Genomic DNA, 14,159 nt, shown 5'->3' on the forward strand with positions numbered 1-14,159 from the left:
ATCTCCTTTTACATTCATTAGTATCTTTGTAAAATAGCTATATTCCATTTCAAATACTTTACTAAAAGTGCGTATATATGTTTGACCATTTGATAACATATGACGGATATGAGTAAACCGACGCAAAAAGCGATGAACACATTATAAACATCGGAATAACTAATTTGATGAAACCCTTTAAAGAATCCTAATCCTATTAATAAAATAGGTGAAATAATTAATAATGGAGTGGCAATGATAAGTGCTAGAAGAATCGGTAATAAAAAGAGTAGTACGAAAAAGGTGATAATGATAAAGGTAAAGTTTAAAACACTTAAGCTCATAACAGAAAATAGTGCGGTTATCATATTTTTAACTCTTCGTTTCTTGTCAGCATTGCTTATTGCATAGGAAACAGTAAGTTCTTTAGCAATAGTTTTAGGGTTTCCTAGTTTTTTAGAAATTTCCTCTTCAGATTTTCCATCTTGTTTACCACTGATAAAATGGGTTTCATACTCCGAAATAATATCTTTCTTCTCTGCATTAGGCATATTCCGCAGGGAAGAACCAAGTTGTTCTAAAAATTCACTTTTGTTCATAACAATCACTTTCCTTTATTGAATGATGAATTAAAGTTGAGAATGCTATATTTTGAAAGGGGGATACGAATTATAAAGTGCATTCCAATTAATGGGTATTCCAATATTTACAAATATATCATTTGCTAGTGTTCTTTGCAAGGTACTGTGAAGTTTTTAATACTGTAACGAAATGGAAGTTTCTCTTACATTTATAGAGAAGTTATAAAAATATTATTTTAGGATAAACAAAGAGTTGTAAGCGCATTCTCTATTGGTTGTCAAAATAATGTCATATTCATATTCTTGGAAAAATAATGCATTTGTAATATAATGATAAATAATACTTCACCACATTAATTAACTAGGTGAAATTAAAAATCTTTATTACACACATTATGAAATAAAGGAATGATTAGTTTGAGTACAGATGTAAAAGCAAACGACGTGAAGACAAAAACAAAAGGAGCAGATCTTGTTGTTGATTGTTTAATTAAACAAGGTGTTACACATGTTTTCGGTATTCCAGGAGCGAAGATTGACTCTGTATTTGATGTACTGCAAGAAAGAGGACCAGAGTTAATTGTTTGTCGTCATGAACAAAACGCAGCATTTATGGCAGCCGCGATTGGTAGATTAACAGGGAAACCGGGTGTGTGTCTTGTAACTTCAGGACCAGGGACATCAAATTTAGCGACCGGTCTTGTTACTGCGAATGCGGAGAGCGATCCCGTTGTTGCTTTAGCTGGTGCAGTTCCGCGTACTGATAGATTGAAACGTACGCATCAATCTATGGATAATGCTGCACTATTCGAACCAATCACAAAATATAGCGTAGAAGTAGAGCATCCTGATAATGTGCCAGAAGCACTATCAAATGCATTCCGAAGTGCGACTTCTACAAATCCAGGCGCTACTTTAGTAAGTCTTCCGCAAGATGTTATGACTGCGGAAACGACTGTAGGGTCTATCGGTGCGCTTTCTAAGCCACAGCTCGGAATCGCTCCCACACATGATATTACATATGTAGTAGACAAAATAAAATCAGCGAAATTACCAGTTATTTTACTTGGTATGAGAGCAAGCACAAATGAAGTAACGAAAGCTGTTCGTGAATTAATTGCGGATACAGAACTTCCTGTCGTTGAAACATATCAAGCAGCTGGTGCCATTTCACGTGAGTTAGAAGATCATTTCTTCGGCCGCGTTGGATTATTCCGTAACCAACCAGGTGATATTTTACTAGAAGAAGCAGACCTTGTTATTTCTATCGGTTATGATCCAATCGAGTATGATCCAAAGTTTTGGAATAAACTTGGAGATAGAATAATTATTCATCTTGATGACCATCAAGCAGATATCGACCATGATTACCAACCAGAGCGTGAATTAATTGGCGATATTGCCTTAACTGTAAATAGCATCGCAGAAAAATTACCGAAACTTGTATTAAGTACGAAATCAGAAGCAGTGTTAGAAAGATTACGCGCGAAATTATCAGAACAAGCAGAAGTTCCAAACCGTGCTTCGGAAGGTGTTACGCATCCGCTTCAAGTTATTCTAACACTTCGTTCTTTAATTGATGACGATACAACTGTTACGTGCGATATCGGTTCCCATTACATTTGGATGGCAAGATGTTTCCGTTCTTATGAACCACGTCGACTATTATTTAGTAACGGTATGCAAACGTTAGGTGTTGCACTTCCTTGGGCAATTGCTGCTACTTTAGTAGAACCAGGTAAGAAAGTAGTTTCTGTATCAGGTGACGGTGGTTTCTTATTCTCAGCGATGGAGTTAGAAACAGCAGTACGTTTAAATTCTCCAATCGTACATCTTGTATGGAGAGATGGTACGTATGATATGGTTGCGTTCCAACAAATGATGAAATACGGTAGAACATCAGCTACAGAGTTCGGTGATGTTGATATTGTGAAATATGCAGAAAGTTTCGGTGCGACAGGTCTTCGTGTTAACGCGCCTGATGAATTAGAAAGTGTATTCAAATCCGCGCTAGCAGCAGACGGTCCTGTCATTATTGATATTCCAATCGATTACCGTGACAACATTAAATTAAGCGAGAAATTATTACCAAACCAATTAAACTAATGGAGGCAGATTTGAGATGACTGTTGCGCAATTAATTGATATTGATGCAAAAAGAACGAAAACGAATAACGAAGTATATCAAACATCTACAATGCTTGCGCTATTAGATGGTATATATGACGGTGTGATTAGCTTTGAGGAACTAAAAGAACGTGGTGATTTCGGCATCGGCACATTTGATCAATTAGATGGTGAAATGATCGCGTTTGATAATGAATTTTATCATTTACGTTCAGATGGTTCAGCAGAAAAAGTAGAACCAGAAGAAACAACACCGTTTGCGACTGTAACGTTTTTTGAAAAAGAAATGAGTTATACAGTAGAGCGTCCGATGAATCGCGAAGAAGTTGAAGCATTATTACATGAATTAATGCCTAGTAAAAACTTATTTTATGCGATTCGAATGGATGGTACGTTCCGTGAAGTAAGAACGAGAACTGTTCCAAGACAAGAAAAACCGTATACACCGCTCGTTGAAGTGACGAAATCACAACCAATCTTCTCATTTAAAGATACAGAAGGTACGCTAGCTGGATTTTGGACACCAGATTATGCGCAAGGTATTGGTGTAGCTGGTTTCCACTTACATTATATTGATGATGAAAGAAGCGGAGGCGGACATGTTTTCGACTATGTTGTTGAAAACTGTACGATCCAAATTTGTCAAAAAGCTCATATGCATTTAGCACTTCCAGAAACAGCTGACTTTATGACGGCTGAATTATCTAGAGAAAATTTAGAGGATAATATTGCGACTGCGGAAGGTGCGGAGTAAAAGGGAGGGACTGTTCCATTTTGGAACAGTCTTCTTTTATTCGTAATGTCATTATTTGTCGGTAAGTCGATATTCCTTGTCGAATCGTTGATATATTTTTAGTTATGATAGATATATTTGAAAAATCGTTGATATCGTTTATTTCTTTGAAACAAACGGATGTCCCTCATAATAAAAACGCCACGGATAATGCACAGCTTCTTCTGCATAGTCGATATTAATCCGAGGACCTGCTGTTATTTTATATTGTGATGATATGTGTTCTTCTTCTGGTACGAGTTCAATATGCAATGCGTCACTTTGTAATGATACGCCTCGTTCTTCTAAAGTAATTCCGAGTGCACGGCATAGTTTGCCAGGGCCATTTGTTAAATTTTTATACTGCGCCTTTGTAATGTCGGTTTTGTTGTAGCGTGCTAGTTTTATTTCTTCTATTCCATCTACTGGTTCAAGGGCTCGAATGAGCACGCCTTGCGGGGTACCAACTGGCGCTGTAATGACGTTAAAACAATGATACATACCGTAAATTAAATATACGTAAGCATGTCCTGGTGCACCAAACATAACTTCCGTGCGATCTGTTCGTCTGCCGCCGTAACTATGTGCGGCTTTATCATCGGGACCTTTATATGCCTCTACTTCAACAATGATTCCGCTTCGCCTTATTCCGTCTACAATATGAACCAGCTTTTGTCCGAGTAATTTCTTTGCTATTTCTAACGTATCGCCTTCATAAAAGGAAGGAGGTGCCTGCATTGTACTATCTCCTTTACTAAGTGTATATGTATATAGTAAACCAAATTTTCAGTAGTAATTCTAACTCGTTCTATTTGCTACATTTATTTCATAAATTATGGATAGAGTACAACAGCGAAGAGGGGGAGTGCGACATGATTTATCGCTTACTAGCTCTTAACATAGATGGGACACTACTATACAACAACGGAAAAATTGCAAAAGGATTAAGAGAAACAATTGAATTTGTGAAAAGAAAAGACGTATACGTTACATTATTTACGAGCCGTAATTTTCAATCTGCTCATAAAGTAGCAAAGGCGTTAAAATTAGATTCTATATTAGTGACACACGGTGGTGCTTTCGTTTCAGCAACGTTAGATAAGCCTTATGTTCAAAGAAGATTATCGGAAGAGAAGACGTTTAACATTGTGCAAGTATTAGAGCACTTTGATTGTAACGTCCGCATTTCTCATGAACGTTTTTCAATCGGAAATCGCGAGAGAAATACACCAAACTTAATTGCACGTACTGTGTTATCGAGTGCAGATCCGTTATTTTATCCAGTTCAATTTGTAGATTCATTAGGTGATGCGCTTCGTGATCATCCAGTAGCGGCGCCCAAAATTGATGTTCTTTTCCAAACAAAAGGTGAAAAAGAACGAGGGCTCAATACACTAGGAAAAGCGTTTCAAGATCTAGAGTATGTTGAATGTGATTCAAAACGAATAGAAATTTTGCCGCAAAACGTATCAAAATTACGTGGATTACAATTGCTTGGAGAGCATTTGAATATTTCGCTAAATGAAATGGTTGCGATTGGAGATAGCATGGAAGATTTAGAGGTAATTGAAAATGTAGGTCTCGGGGTAGCGATGGGGAACGCGCCTGTAGAGGTAAAACAAGCAGCCGACTGGATTACACGTTCAAATAGTGAGAACGGCGTAGAGTATATGATTAAAGAACATTTCCGTAAGCAATTCCCGCTTCCGTTTTTGAAAAATCATAAAAATACACCGAAACAATAAAGGAAAAACGTAGCTTTTGGCTACGTTTTTTATTGGTTTTATTCGAAAAGTGAAAGCGTTTTATAAAGGTGAATTGTGTCTAAAATGTATACAATTCACTTGAATCCTTTAGCAAACTATTGTAAAGTGGATGATGTTGCCAAAATAGTTACACCACATGAAATATTCTCCATGTTAATTTTATTGAGCTCCCATACGTAAAAAATACTTCGCATGTTAGTTTAGTTCACGTGTTATTTCAAAAATGAATTGTAGTAATGTTATTAATTAGTTGTAGAGTTTCTTTGGTTTGTTTAAATGGATTATTTTAAGTTAATGTGAGTAAGACCTGGTACATATGAAATGAGCTTCTTTTCGTAAATCTAGGAATTTTAAAAGGGGGAATGAATTTTTTGACGAAATCATATAATCAAAAAATAAAAAAATTAAGTAGTAGTTTTATAGTCGTGTTACTAGTATGTATGAATTTTTTAATCCATTTACCAAATAAAGCAGAGGCAGCTACAACAGAATTAAAAGGTTTAGGTGATGTATCTTATTACAACGCCGTCATTTTTGGAGATCATAGTGCAACGAGTGCAGATATTGAAGGTGCGATGGCCATTCAAAAAAATATGAATGCATCAAGTTATACAGTCTTAGCAGCTGCAACTGGAGCACATAACTTAGCTGGAGCAACATGGGTAGAGGAAGGATATCCATCATTATTACTAGGTGGTCAATTTACGAAAGCGGGAACAGGACAAGTAATTGTTCAAGATGGAACAGTGGCGATGACAAAAGATGGTGACCCAGAAGGTGCAATGAAGTCATCATATGACCGTATTTCTTATAAAGAGCAAGCGGAGATTGATGCTAAATTTAAAGAGTTTAGAAAAGACGTTGATAGCGTAATTGAGGATGCGGGCCAATTACATACTGATAAACCAAAATCGGGTATGACCTTTGGGATCGGTGAAGATGTAAATAATCCTAATATTTACGTTTCTTCAGGACAAAATGGAAAGAAAACATTTGATGTAAAAGACGTTTTCCTTCCGAATGTAGACAATAAAGATTTTATTGTTATTTATTCAGATGCGGAAACAGTTAATTTTGCTAGTGGTGCAATTTTGTATGATACAAAAAACACTGGGATGGCAACAGACTTAATTAATACATCTCAAGCATACGACCCTAATTCATCTTTTACTGAGTTAGCTAGTAAAGTCATTTGGGTATTCCCTAATGCTAAAAAGATAACAACTAAAGGCTATGGTGTAGTAGGGAGTGTATTTGCACCTAATGCAGTTGTAGAGACAAAGGGTGGCTCTATTAACGGACAAGCCTTTGTTGGTGGATTACACCAAAGAGATGGCTTTGAGGTTCATAACTTTAAATTTAATTGGCCGAAATGGAATAAGCCAACAGCTGAAAAAGGAAATTTGCAAATTAAAAAAGTTGATGAAAACAATGAAAACATTGTTTTAAAAGACGCAAAGTTTGATGTTATAGATAAAGAGAATAATGTTGTAGATACGGTTAAAACAAACGAAAAGGGTATTGCGGAAGTTAAAGATTTACCATTTGGTGACTATTTTGTAAAAGAAATAAGTGCACCAGAGGGATATATAAAAATCGATACACCAGTAAAAGTAACAATTGATAGCACAAACGTAATGAAAATTGTTATGAAGAATACAAAAAAAGTAGAGACTGGCCAATTTAAATTATTGAAAAAAGATAGTGAATCTGGTCAACTTCTACCAGGTGCAAAATTTGATGTTGTAGATAAAGATGGGAAAGTTGTGGAAACAATTATTACAGACGATAAAGGTGAAGCTTTATCGAAACAACTTCCAGTTGGAAGCTATACATTAAAAGAAGTAACAGCCCCGAAAGGGTATGAATTATCATCTAGTTCAGCTTCTGTTGATGTAGAGGCTAATAAAGTAGTTACTGTAGATGTGTTGAATAAAAAGATACAAGAAAAAGTAACAGGTCAATTTGAAATCGTAAAAGTAGATGCAAATGATAAAACGAAGCTATTATCGGACGCAGAATTCGCAGTGTATAAAGATGGTAAAAAAGTAGAGACATTACGAACAGATAAAACAGGTAAAGTAATCTCTCAGAAATTAGAACCAGGAACATACACATTAAAAGAAACGAAAGCACCACAGGGATATAAGTTGTTAAAAGAGGAAATTGAAGTCGTTGTGGAAGCAAATAAAGTGTTACAAGTACAAGTAGAAAATGCGAAAGAACTAGGAAGCTTACAAGTAATCAAAAAGGATGCAGAGAATGGAAAAGTTCTAGCAGACGCAGAATTTAAACTAAAAAACGAAGCTGGTCAAGTAGTTGAAGAAGCGAAAACAACGAATAAAGACGGTGTAGTAACATTCGAAAACTTAGTGCCAGGAAAGTATACGTTAGAAGAAACGAAAGCGCCAGAAGGCTACAAAGCAGTAGAAGTAACAGTGGAAGTAAACATTGTAGCAAATGAAGTAGTGAAACAAGAAGTATTGAATGAAAAAGTGAAAGAAAAGATTAAAGGTCAAGTAGAAATTACAAAGGTAGATGCTAATGATATAAATAAAACATTAGCAGGCGCAGTGTTTGAAATTTTGAAAGATGGAATAAAAATAGACACATTAACATCAGATGAAAATGGTAAAGCAACTTCGAAAGAACTGGTTCCAGGAGATTATATTTTAAAGGAAGTTCAAGCGCCAGAAGGTTATGAGTTATCTGATAAGGAAATCGAATTTACGATTTCTAATCAAAAATTTGAAGTTGTAAAACTTCAAATTACAAATAAAAAAGAAACAGAGAAACCAGGTGAAGAAACAGGAAAACCAGGTGAAGAGATAGGAACACCGGGTGAAGAAACAGAGAAACCAGGTGAAGAAACAGGAAAACCAGGTGAAGAGACAGGAACACCGGGTGAAGAAACAGAGAAACCAAGTGAGGAAACAGAAAAACCAGGTGAGGAAACAGAGAAACCAGGTGAAGAAACAGAGAAACCAGGTGAGGAAACAGAAAAACCAGGTGAGGAAACAGAAAAACCAGGTGAGGAGACAGAAAAACCAGGTGAGGAAACAGAAAAACCAGGTGAGGAGACAGAAAAACCAGGTGAGGAGACAGAAAAACCAGGTGAGGAAACAGAAAAACCAGGTGAGGAAACAGAAAAACCAGGTGAAGAAACAGGAAAACCAGGTGAAGAGACAGAGAAACCAGGTGAAGAAACAGGAAAACCAGGTGAAGAGACAGAGAAACCAGGTGAAGAAACAGGAAAACCAGGTAAAGAGACAGGAACACCGGGTGAAGGAACAGAAAAACCAGGTGAAGGAATGGAAAACGTAGATAAAGGAAAACCTACCTTACCAGAAAAAGGACAAGGTGCGTCTCATGCACAACGCCTTCCAGCCACAGGACATGATATGAATTATCTACCATTCATTGGTTTTGCTCTTGTTTTATTAGGAATACGTCTTAGATTTATGATTAAAAATAGCTAATAGTTTTATAAATTTTATAAAAGGCATAAGAGAAATGTTATCTCTTATGCCTTTTAGTTTTGTTGTTTAAGCTTCAATCACTTTAAGCATTCGGTTTAAAAATGCGGCTGATTCAGCGCGTGTTGCTGTGCCTTTTGGTACGAATTCATTCCGTTCGTTACCTTTTACAATTCCATATGCATAAACGTTTTGTAATGCTTTTTTATCGTATGCTAAGTTTTGGTCAGTGAATGGTAATTTCACTTCTTTTCTATAAATCCAGTTATATTCTAATGCACGGTCAATCATAATAACAGCTTCATCACGTGTTATTGTAGCATTGGGATCAAATTTATTATTCCCACGACCATTGATGATACCTGCACTAGCAGCACGTTTAATTCCATCCACTAAAGATGGATGTGCTTCGTTTAAGTCTGTAAATGTAGCGTTTCCAGCAGGTAATTTTAAAGCTCTCGACATTAAATTTGCAAACTCAGCTCGTGTGACAAGACGATTTGGCCAGTAAGAACCATTTCCGTCACCGAACATGATTTTTCTAGCTGCTAACTGACGAATGTCTTGCTCATACCATCCACCTGTAATGTCATCTTTTTCATGAGGGACTTCTGGCGGCGGAATAACATCTTTACGATGTTCATTATAGTAAGCGTTCGTGCCTTTTAAGAAAGCATCCCATTGTCCGCGTTGAATCATAAATGCAGGGCAGTTTTTTCCGCTCCAAAATTGATGTTTTTGAACGTGATCTAGAGATATGTTTAATTCGTTCATTAAATAGGCTGCTAATTTTCGTGCGTTTTCTACCGCTTTAGCATAATTCCCATCACTGTTCACAGCAATTTCAATTCCGATAGATTCATAGTTTCCAGTCTTATTTCCAGCATGCCAACCAACTTCATTTAATGGTAAATGTTGATAAATTTCTTTGTCGTCTACTGTGAAATGCCAAGATGCTGAACGGTCAGTCTTTCCTCGTGCTTGATTATCTAAGTACTTTGCATGATTTAACGCGTTAGCGCCTTTACTCGTATTAGCAGTTTCGTGAATTGTAATGTACTTCGGTTCCATTGCGTAGCCAGGGCGAATGTTTTCATTACCTTTTGGAACGATCATTTCTTTAAATGTAACACCATAAACGTTATTTGTAGGCAAATTAGATGGTGTTTTGAAAAATGTTGCACTTCTATTTTGGGTAGTAATTGGCTTTTCGAATAATGATGCTTTCGTACCTTCGAATGTAGCTGAAGGAGCATAAATCCATTTCTCAGTTCCGTTTATTTGAATTTTAAACCAATTCCCAGCTTGTTCAGTAGGAGCTACTGTTTGTGGCTGTAATTTCATTTCTTCTTTAAACGATTGGAAAGGGAATGAATATACTGATGTTTCTTCTGTTACAATTAGTTTTTGATTCGAGAGTTTATGAATCTCTTGTACTTCTAAACTATTATTTTTCTTATTAACCCAGCCAGAACCAAATGTAGTTTGTATATAATAGGCATGGCCTTTTTTCTTCGTTGCCTTTACTACTGGTTCAGCAATTTCAATATTTGTTTTGGTTTTTAAGTCGTTTGAATCGTATAGTGGAAGTTTTGTTGATAAGTGGAGAAGATATTCACCCGAGATTTCAAGGTCGTTTTCTTCTTCATGTCTATGCTGTTTTGCATGTTCTTCAATGCTTTTTAAAGCTTGTTCATCCATAGACAATTCCGCAGTTTTCTCTATATTTTCTGCGAATGAATGGGTAGGTGCTACAAATGTTTGTAATGCTAAAGATAGTGCTAAAATGTTGTAAAACTTTTTTTTCATAGTTGTTTTAACACGTGATAGTCTTTATTGCGTGTTAAGAGTCCTCCTTTATATGTATTTAAATTAGTAGCAAGTACTAATACGTTCTAGATTGTAACAAGAGTATATTCTAATGTCTATACAACTGGAGAAAGTTCGTTAAAAGTCAATATTCAGTTTGTTTTAAATAGAATATCTAAATAAGGTAAAACCTTCTGTATTGACCTGCAAACGCCCTTCAAGTAAACTAAAGAGAGTTTGCAAATGAAAAGGTGATAATGTTGTTAATTTCAATTAAAACGTTACAAGATGATCGTTTTTTACGTCCGCTACAAAATATTGGCGGCTTATTTTTTGAAGATAGTACGATTGGATTTGAACAAGAGGAAGCAAATCTTATCGTTGATATACACATTGAAGAGAATGTGAAAGCATCAGCTCGTTTAACAGATGTTGCGACTGGAAATGTGTATGAAGAAACATTCGCAAAAGATTTATCTGCTTTCACAGATGAAAAAGAGCGTATGAAGCAAGTGAAGCACGTTGTTTCTTATGTATATCTTTCTGTTCTTCAGCAGTTAACTGGGCTTGAACAAAGCTGGGGTATTTTAACGGGAGTTCGTCCGACAAAACTTCTTCATAAAATGCTTCAAAATGGTATGTCAAAAGAAGAAGCACACCAAGAACTTCGTGAAAGCTATTTAATTCATGAAGAGAAAATTGAGCTTCTTCAGCGTATTGTGGATTGCCAATTAGCAGTAGTTCCGGATTTATACCGTTTGAAAGAGGAAGTAAGTATTTATATCGGTATTCCATTCTGCCCAACAAAATGTGCATATTGTACATTCCCGGCGTATGCAATTAATGGACGCCAAGGATCTGTTGATTCGTTCTTAGGTGGTTTACATTATGAAGTTCGTGAAATTGGTAAGTTTTTAAAAGAAAAAGGTGTAACAGTTACGACGATCTATTACGGCGGCGGTACACCGACAAGTATTACAGCAGAAGAGATGGATATGCTGTATGAAGAAATGTATGAAGCGTTCCCAGATGTGAAAAATGTGCGTGAAGTAACAGTTGAGGCAGGTCGCCCAGATACAATTACGCCAGCGAAGTTAGAAGTGTTAAATAAATGGAACATTGACCGTATTAGTATTAATCCGCAGTCATACCATCAAGAAACACTAAAAGCAATTGGACGTCACCATACTGTAGAAGAAACAATTGAGAAGTATCATTTAGCTCGTGAAATGGGAATGAACAATATTAATATGGATTTAATTATTGGTCTTCCTGGTGAAGGGCTAGATATCTTCAAACATACGTTAGATGAAACAGAAAAGTTAATGCCAGAATCATTAACAGTTCATACGTTATCATTTAAACGTGCTTCTGAAATGACGCAAAACAAACGTAAATATAAAGTAGCAGGTCGCGAAGAAATTACAGCGATGATGCACGAAGCAGAAGAGTGGACGCAAAAGCATAATTACGTACCATATTACCTATATCGTCAAAAGAATATTTTAGGTAACTTAGAGAACGTTGGGTATGCAATGCCGACGCAAGAAAGTATTTACAACATTGTCATTATGGAAGAAGTACAATCGATTATCGGACTTGGCTGTGGTGCATCAAGTAAATTTGTTCACCCGAAGACGGGAGCAATTACGCACTTCGCAAATCCGAAAGATCCAAAATCATATAACGATGGCTTCGTAAAATATACAGAAGACAAACTGAAAATTTTAGAAGAGCTATTTGTATAAGAAGAAGGGGACTGTTCCGAATCGGGACAGTCTCTTTTTTATCCTGCTATTTGCTGGACAGTAAAACTCCCAGGATATCAGTTGCCCGTAACTGCCCGATTGGTGAGGATTGATTAAAGTTTTACTTTATATTGTTAGTTTTTGTCGGTAAGTCGATATAATTGAAAAATCGCCGATATAATTTCATTTACCATCTAGCAACGCTGTTTGTAAAACTATGTCGATAATAATCAGAAAAATTAGTCAAATCGATAGAGGACAATGTCTACTTATGGACGAAATGATAGATTTATGAAAGAGAAAAGGGGGAAATTGTTGGCATGTACATGACAATAGGGAGAATATTTGATTTATCTGTTGGTAAGTATCCGAATAAAGAGGCATTAGTAGAACCAGAAAAAAATATTCGCTGGACGTATAAACAGTGGGATGAGCAAATAAATAAAACGGCGCACGCTCTATTAGAAGAAGGGGTAAGAAAGGGAGAGACTGTATCTGTTTACTTATATAACTGCCGTGAATTTGTAAACGTTTACTTAGCGTGTGCGAAAATTGGAGCAATCTTTAACCCGATTAATTTCCGCTTAAAAGCAAAAGAAGTATCGTATATTCTCCAGGACGCATCCTCGAAAGTCGTTGTTTTTGAAAAAGCCGTTGAATCAACTGTCGCTATCATTGAACGAGATTTCCCAAATTCGTCTTTTTGGTATGTAGAAGACGATACACCTTCCTATGCAAGTTCTTATCATGAAAAAGTAAATGCAGCATCTTCTGAGAAAATAGATATCGAAATTGATGAAATGGATTATTGTTCTATGCTGTATACGAGCGGTACGACTGGTCATCCGAAAGGCGTACTTCATCGGCATCGTGAAATGACTGAGCATAGTATGATTTGTACGTATTTCCTTAAATACAATAGAGATAGTGCGGGGCTTGTCGTTGCACCTTTATATCATTGCGGTGAGTTAAATGCCGGGATTATTCCGCGCATTCAAGTTGGCGGAAAGAATGTTATTTTACATCATTTTGATACAGAAACAGTATTACATACGATTCAAGAAGAAAAGATTACGACGTTCTTTGCAGCACCGACGATGTGGAATATGTTACTGCAAAAAGATTTAGCACAGTATGATTTAACTTCGATGAAGATTGGTATATATGGCGGAGCAGCGATGGCTCCAGCACTAGTAAAGGAATGTAAAGAACGTCTTTATATTGATCTTGTTCAAATATATGGGATGACAGAAATGGGACCTGTTGTTGTGTTTCTCGTAGAAGAGGATCAAATTACGAAAGCTGGTTCAGCGGGAACACCATGCTTTAGTCATGAAATTCGAATTGTAAAACCAAGCGAAGATGCACCGGCAGAGCCAGATGATGTATTGCCTCCTTATGAAGTAGGGGAGATTATTTTGCGCGGCCCAACTATGATGGCTGGTTATCATAACCGAGAAGAAGCAAATGCAAAATCGATGTATAAAGGATGGTATCATTCTGGTGATTTAGGCTACTTCGATAAAGACGGTTATTTATTCGTCGCAGATCGCGTGGATGATATGGTGATTAGTGGCGGCGTTAATATTTATCCACGTGAAATTGAAGATTTCCTTCATAGTCATCCTGGTATATTAGATGTTGCCGTACTTGGTGAACCAGATGAATTATGGGGAGAACGTGTTGTGGCAGTCGTTGTAAAGAAAGATGAAACGATTACAGAAGATGATTTGGAAATATATTGTAAAGAAAGTGATGAATTAGCAGATTATAAACGTCCTCGTCACTATTTATTTGTGGATGAACTGCCTCGTAATGCGAGTGGAAAATTACAAAAATTTGTCCTGAGAGAGTCGTTGAAGGGTACAAAAAAATAGAAAGTGGGGGATACCCACTTTCTA

At 36.5% G+C, this 14,159-nt stretch carries 9 protein-coding genes; 6 read left to right on the forward strand and 3 right to left on the reverse strand.

Features of this window, described 5'->3' with window-relative positions:
- Positions 1-17 precede the first annotated feature (17 nt).
- The gene (locus tag ACQVV1_RS09990; protein ID WP_431168811.1) at positions 18-578 is read right to left on the reverse strand and encodes an HAAS signaling domain-containing protein; all 561 of its coding nucleotides are present in this window, start codon (positions 576-578) and stop codon (positions 18-20) included.
- Between the two features lie 399 nt (positions 579-977).
- Between ACQVV1_RS09990 and alsS the strand changes: the two genes are divergently transcribed.
- Both alsS and alsD read left to right on the forward strand, forming a co-directional pair.
- Entirely contained in the window at positions 978-2,666 is a 1,689-nt protein-coding gene (alsS, locus tag ACQVV1_RS09995) for an acetolactate synthase AlsS (protein ID WP_431168812.1), read from the forward strand.
- Between the two features lie 16 nt (positions 2,667-2,682).
- Complete coding sequence (gene alsD / locus ACQVV1_RS10000; RefSeq protein WP_431168813.1) at positions 2,683-3,441, forward strand: alpha-acetolactate decarboxylase; 759 nt, start codon at positions 2,683-2,685, stop codon at positions 3,439-3,441.
- A gap of 138 nt (positions 3,442-3,579) precedes the next feature.
- Here the strand turns inward: alsD and ACQVV1_RS10005 are convergent, their stop codons facing one another.
- Positions 3,580-4,197 carry a DNA-3-methyladenine glycosylase gene (locus ACQVV1_RS10005; protein WP_431168814.1) on the reverse strand — a complete coding sequence of 206 codons (618 nt, stop codon included), beginning with the start codon at positions 4,195-4,197 and terminating at the stop codon, positions 3,580-3,582.
- 134 nt (positions 4,198-4,331) lie between these two features.
- Here ACQVV1_RS10005 and ACQVV1_RS10010 point away from each other — a divergent pair, with 134 nt between their 5' ends.
- Together ACQVV1_RS10010 and ACQVV1_RS10015 are read left to right on the forward strand one after the other, a co-directional pair.
- Positions 4,332-5,204 carry a Cof-type HAD-IIB family hydrolase gene (locus ACQVV1_RS10010; RefSeq protein WP_242255949.1) on the forward strand — a complete coding sequence of 291 codons (873 nt, stop codon included), beginning with the start codon at positions 4,332-4,334 and terminating at the stop codon, positions 5,202-5,204.
- Positions 5,205-5,596: 392 nt separating this feature from the next.
- Positions 5,597-8,704 (forward strand): SpaA isopeptide-forming pilin-related protein, encoded by a 3,108-nt coding sequence (locus ACQVV1_RS10015; RefSeq protein WP_431168815.1) that lies wholly within the window; start codon positions 5,597-5,599, stop codon positions 8,702-8,704.
- A gap of 66 nt (positions 8,705-8,770) precedes the next feature.
- On the opposite strand, the gene ACQVV1_RS10020 is transcribed toward ACQVV1_RS10015, so the two are convergent.
- Positions 8,771-10,510 (reverse strand): S-layer homology domain-containing protein, encoded by a 1,740-nt coding sequence (locus ACQVV1_RS10020; protein ID WP_309259764.1) that lies wholly within the window; start codon positions 10,508-10,510, stop codon positions 8,771-8,773.
- 257 nt (positions 10,511-10,767) lie between these two features.
- Between ACQVV1_RS10020 and ACQVV1_RS10025 the strand changes: the two genes are divergently transcribed.
- Positions 10,768-12,258: a coproporphyrinogen III oxidase gene (locus ACQVV1_RS10025; RefSeq protein WP_002047350.1), complete on the forward strand. Its 1,491-nt coding sequence runs from the start codon at positions 10,768-10,770 to the stop codon at positions 12,256-12,258.
- Between the two features lie 320 nt (positions 12,259-12,578).
- A complete protein-coding gene (locus ACQVV1_RS10030) occupies positions 12,579-14,135 on the forward strand; it encodes a fatty acid--CoA ligase (protein WP_431168816.1) in 1,557 nt (518 codons plus the stop codon).
- The last annotated feature ends 24 nt before the right edge of the window (positions 14,136-14,159 follow it).

Origin of the sequence: Bacillus basilensis (genome assembly GCF_050630465.1) — a bacterium.
Classification (GTDB): Bacteria; Bacillota; Bacilli; order Bacillales; family Bacillaceae_G; genus Bacillus_A; species Bacillus_A basilensis.

Coding starts and splice junctions, on each gene's coding strand:
- ACQVV1_RS09990 (WP_431168811.1), bottom strand. CDS start 578: ATGAACAAAAGTGAATTTTTAGAACAACTTGGTTCTTCCCTGCGGAAT.
- alsD (WP_431168813.1), top strand. CDS start 2,683: ATGACTGTTGCGCAATTAATTGATATTGATGCAAAAAGAACGAAAACG.
- ACQVV1_RS10005 (WP_431168814.1), bottom strand. CDS start 4,197: ATGCAGGCACCTCCTTCCTTTTATGAAGGCGATACGTTAGAAATAGCA.
- ACQVV1_RS10010 (WP_242255949.1), top strand. CDS start 4,332: ATGATTTATCGCTTACTAGCTCTTAACATAGATGGGACACTACTATAC.
- ACQVV1_RS10020 (WP_309259764.1), bottom strand. CDS start 10,510: ATGAAAAAAAAGTTTTACAACATTTTAGCACTATCTTTAGCATTACAA.
- ACQVV1_RS10025 (WP_002047350.1), top strand. CDS start 10,768: ATGTTGTTAATTTCAATTAAAACGTTACAAGATGATCGTTTTTTACGT.
- ACQVV1_RS10030 (WP_431168816.1), top strand. CDS start 12,579: ATGTACATGACAATAGGGAGAATATTTGATTTATCTGTTGGTAAGTAT.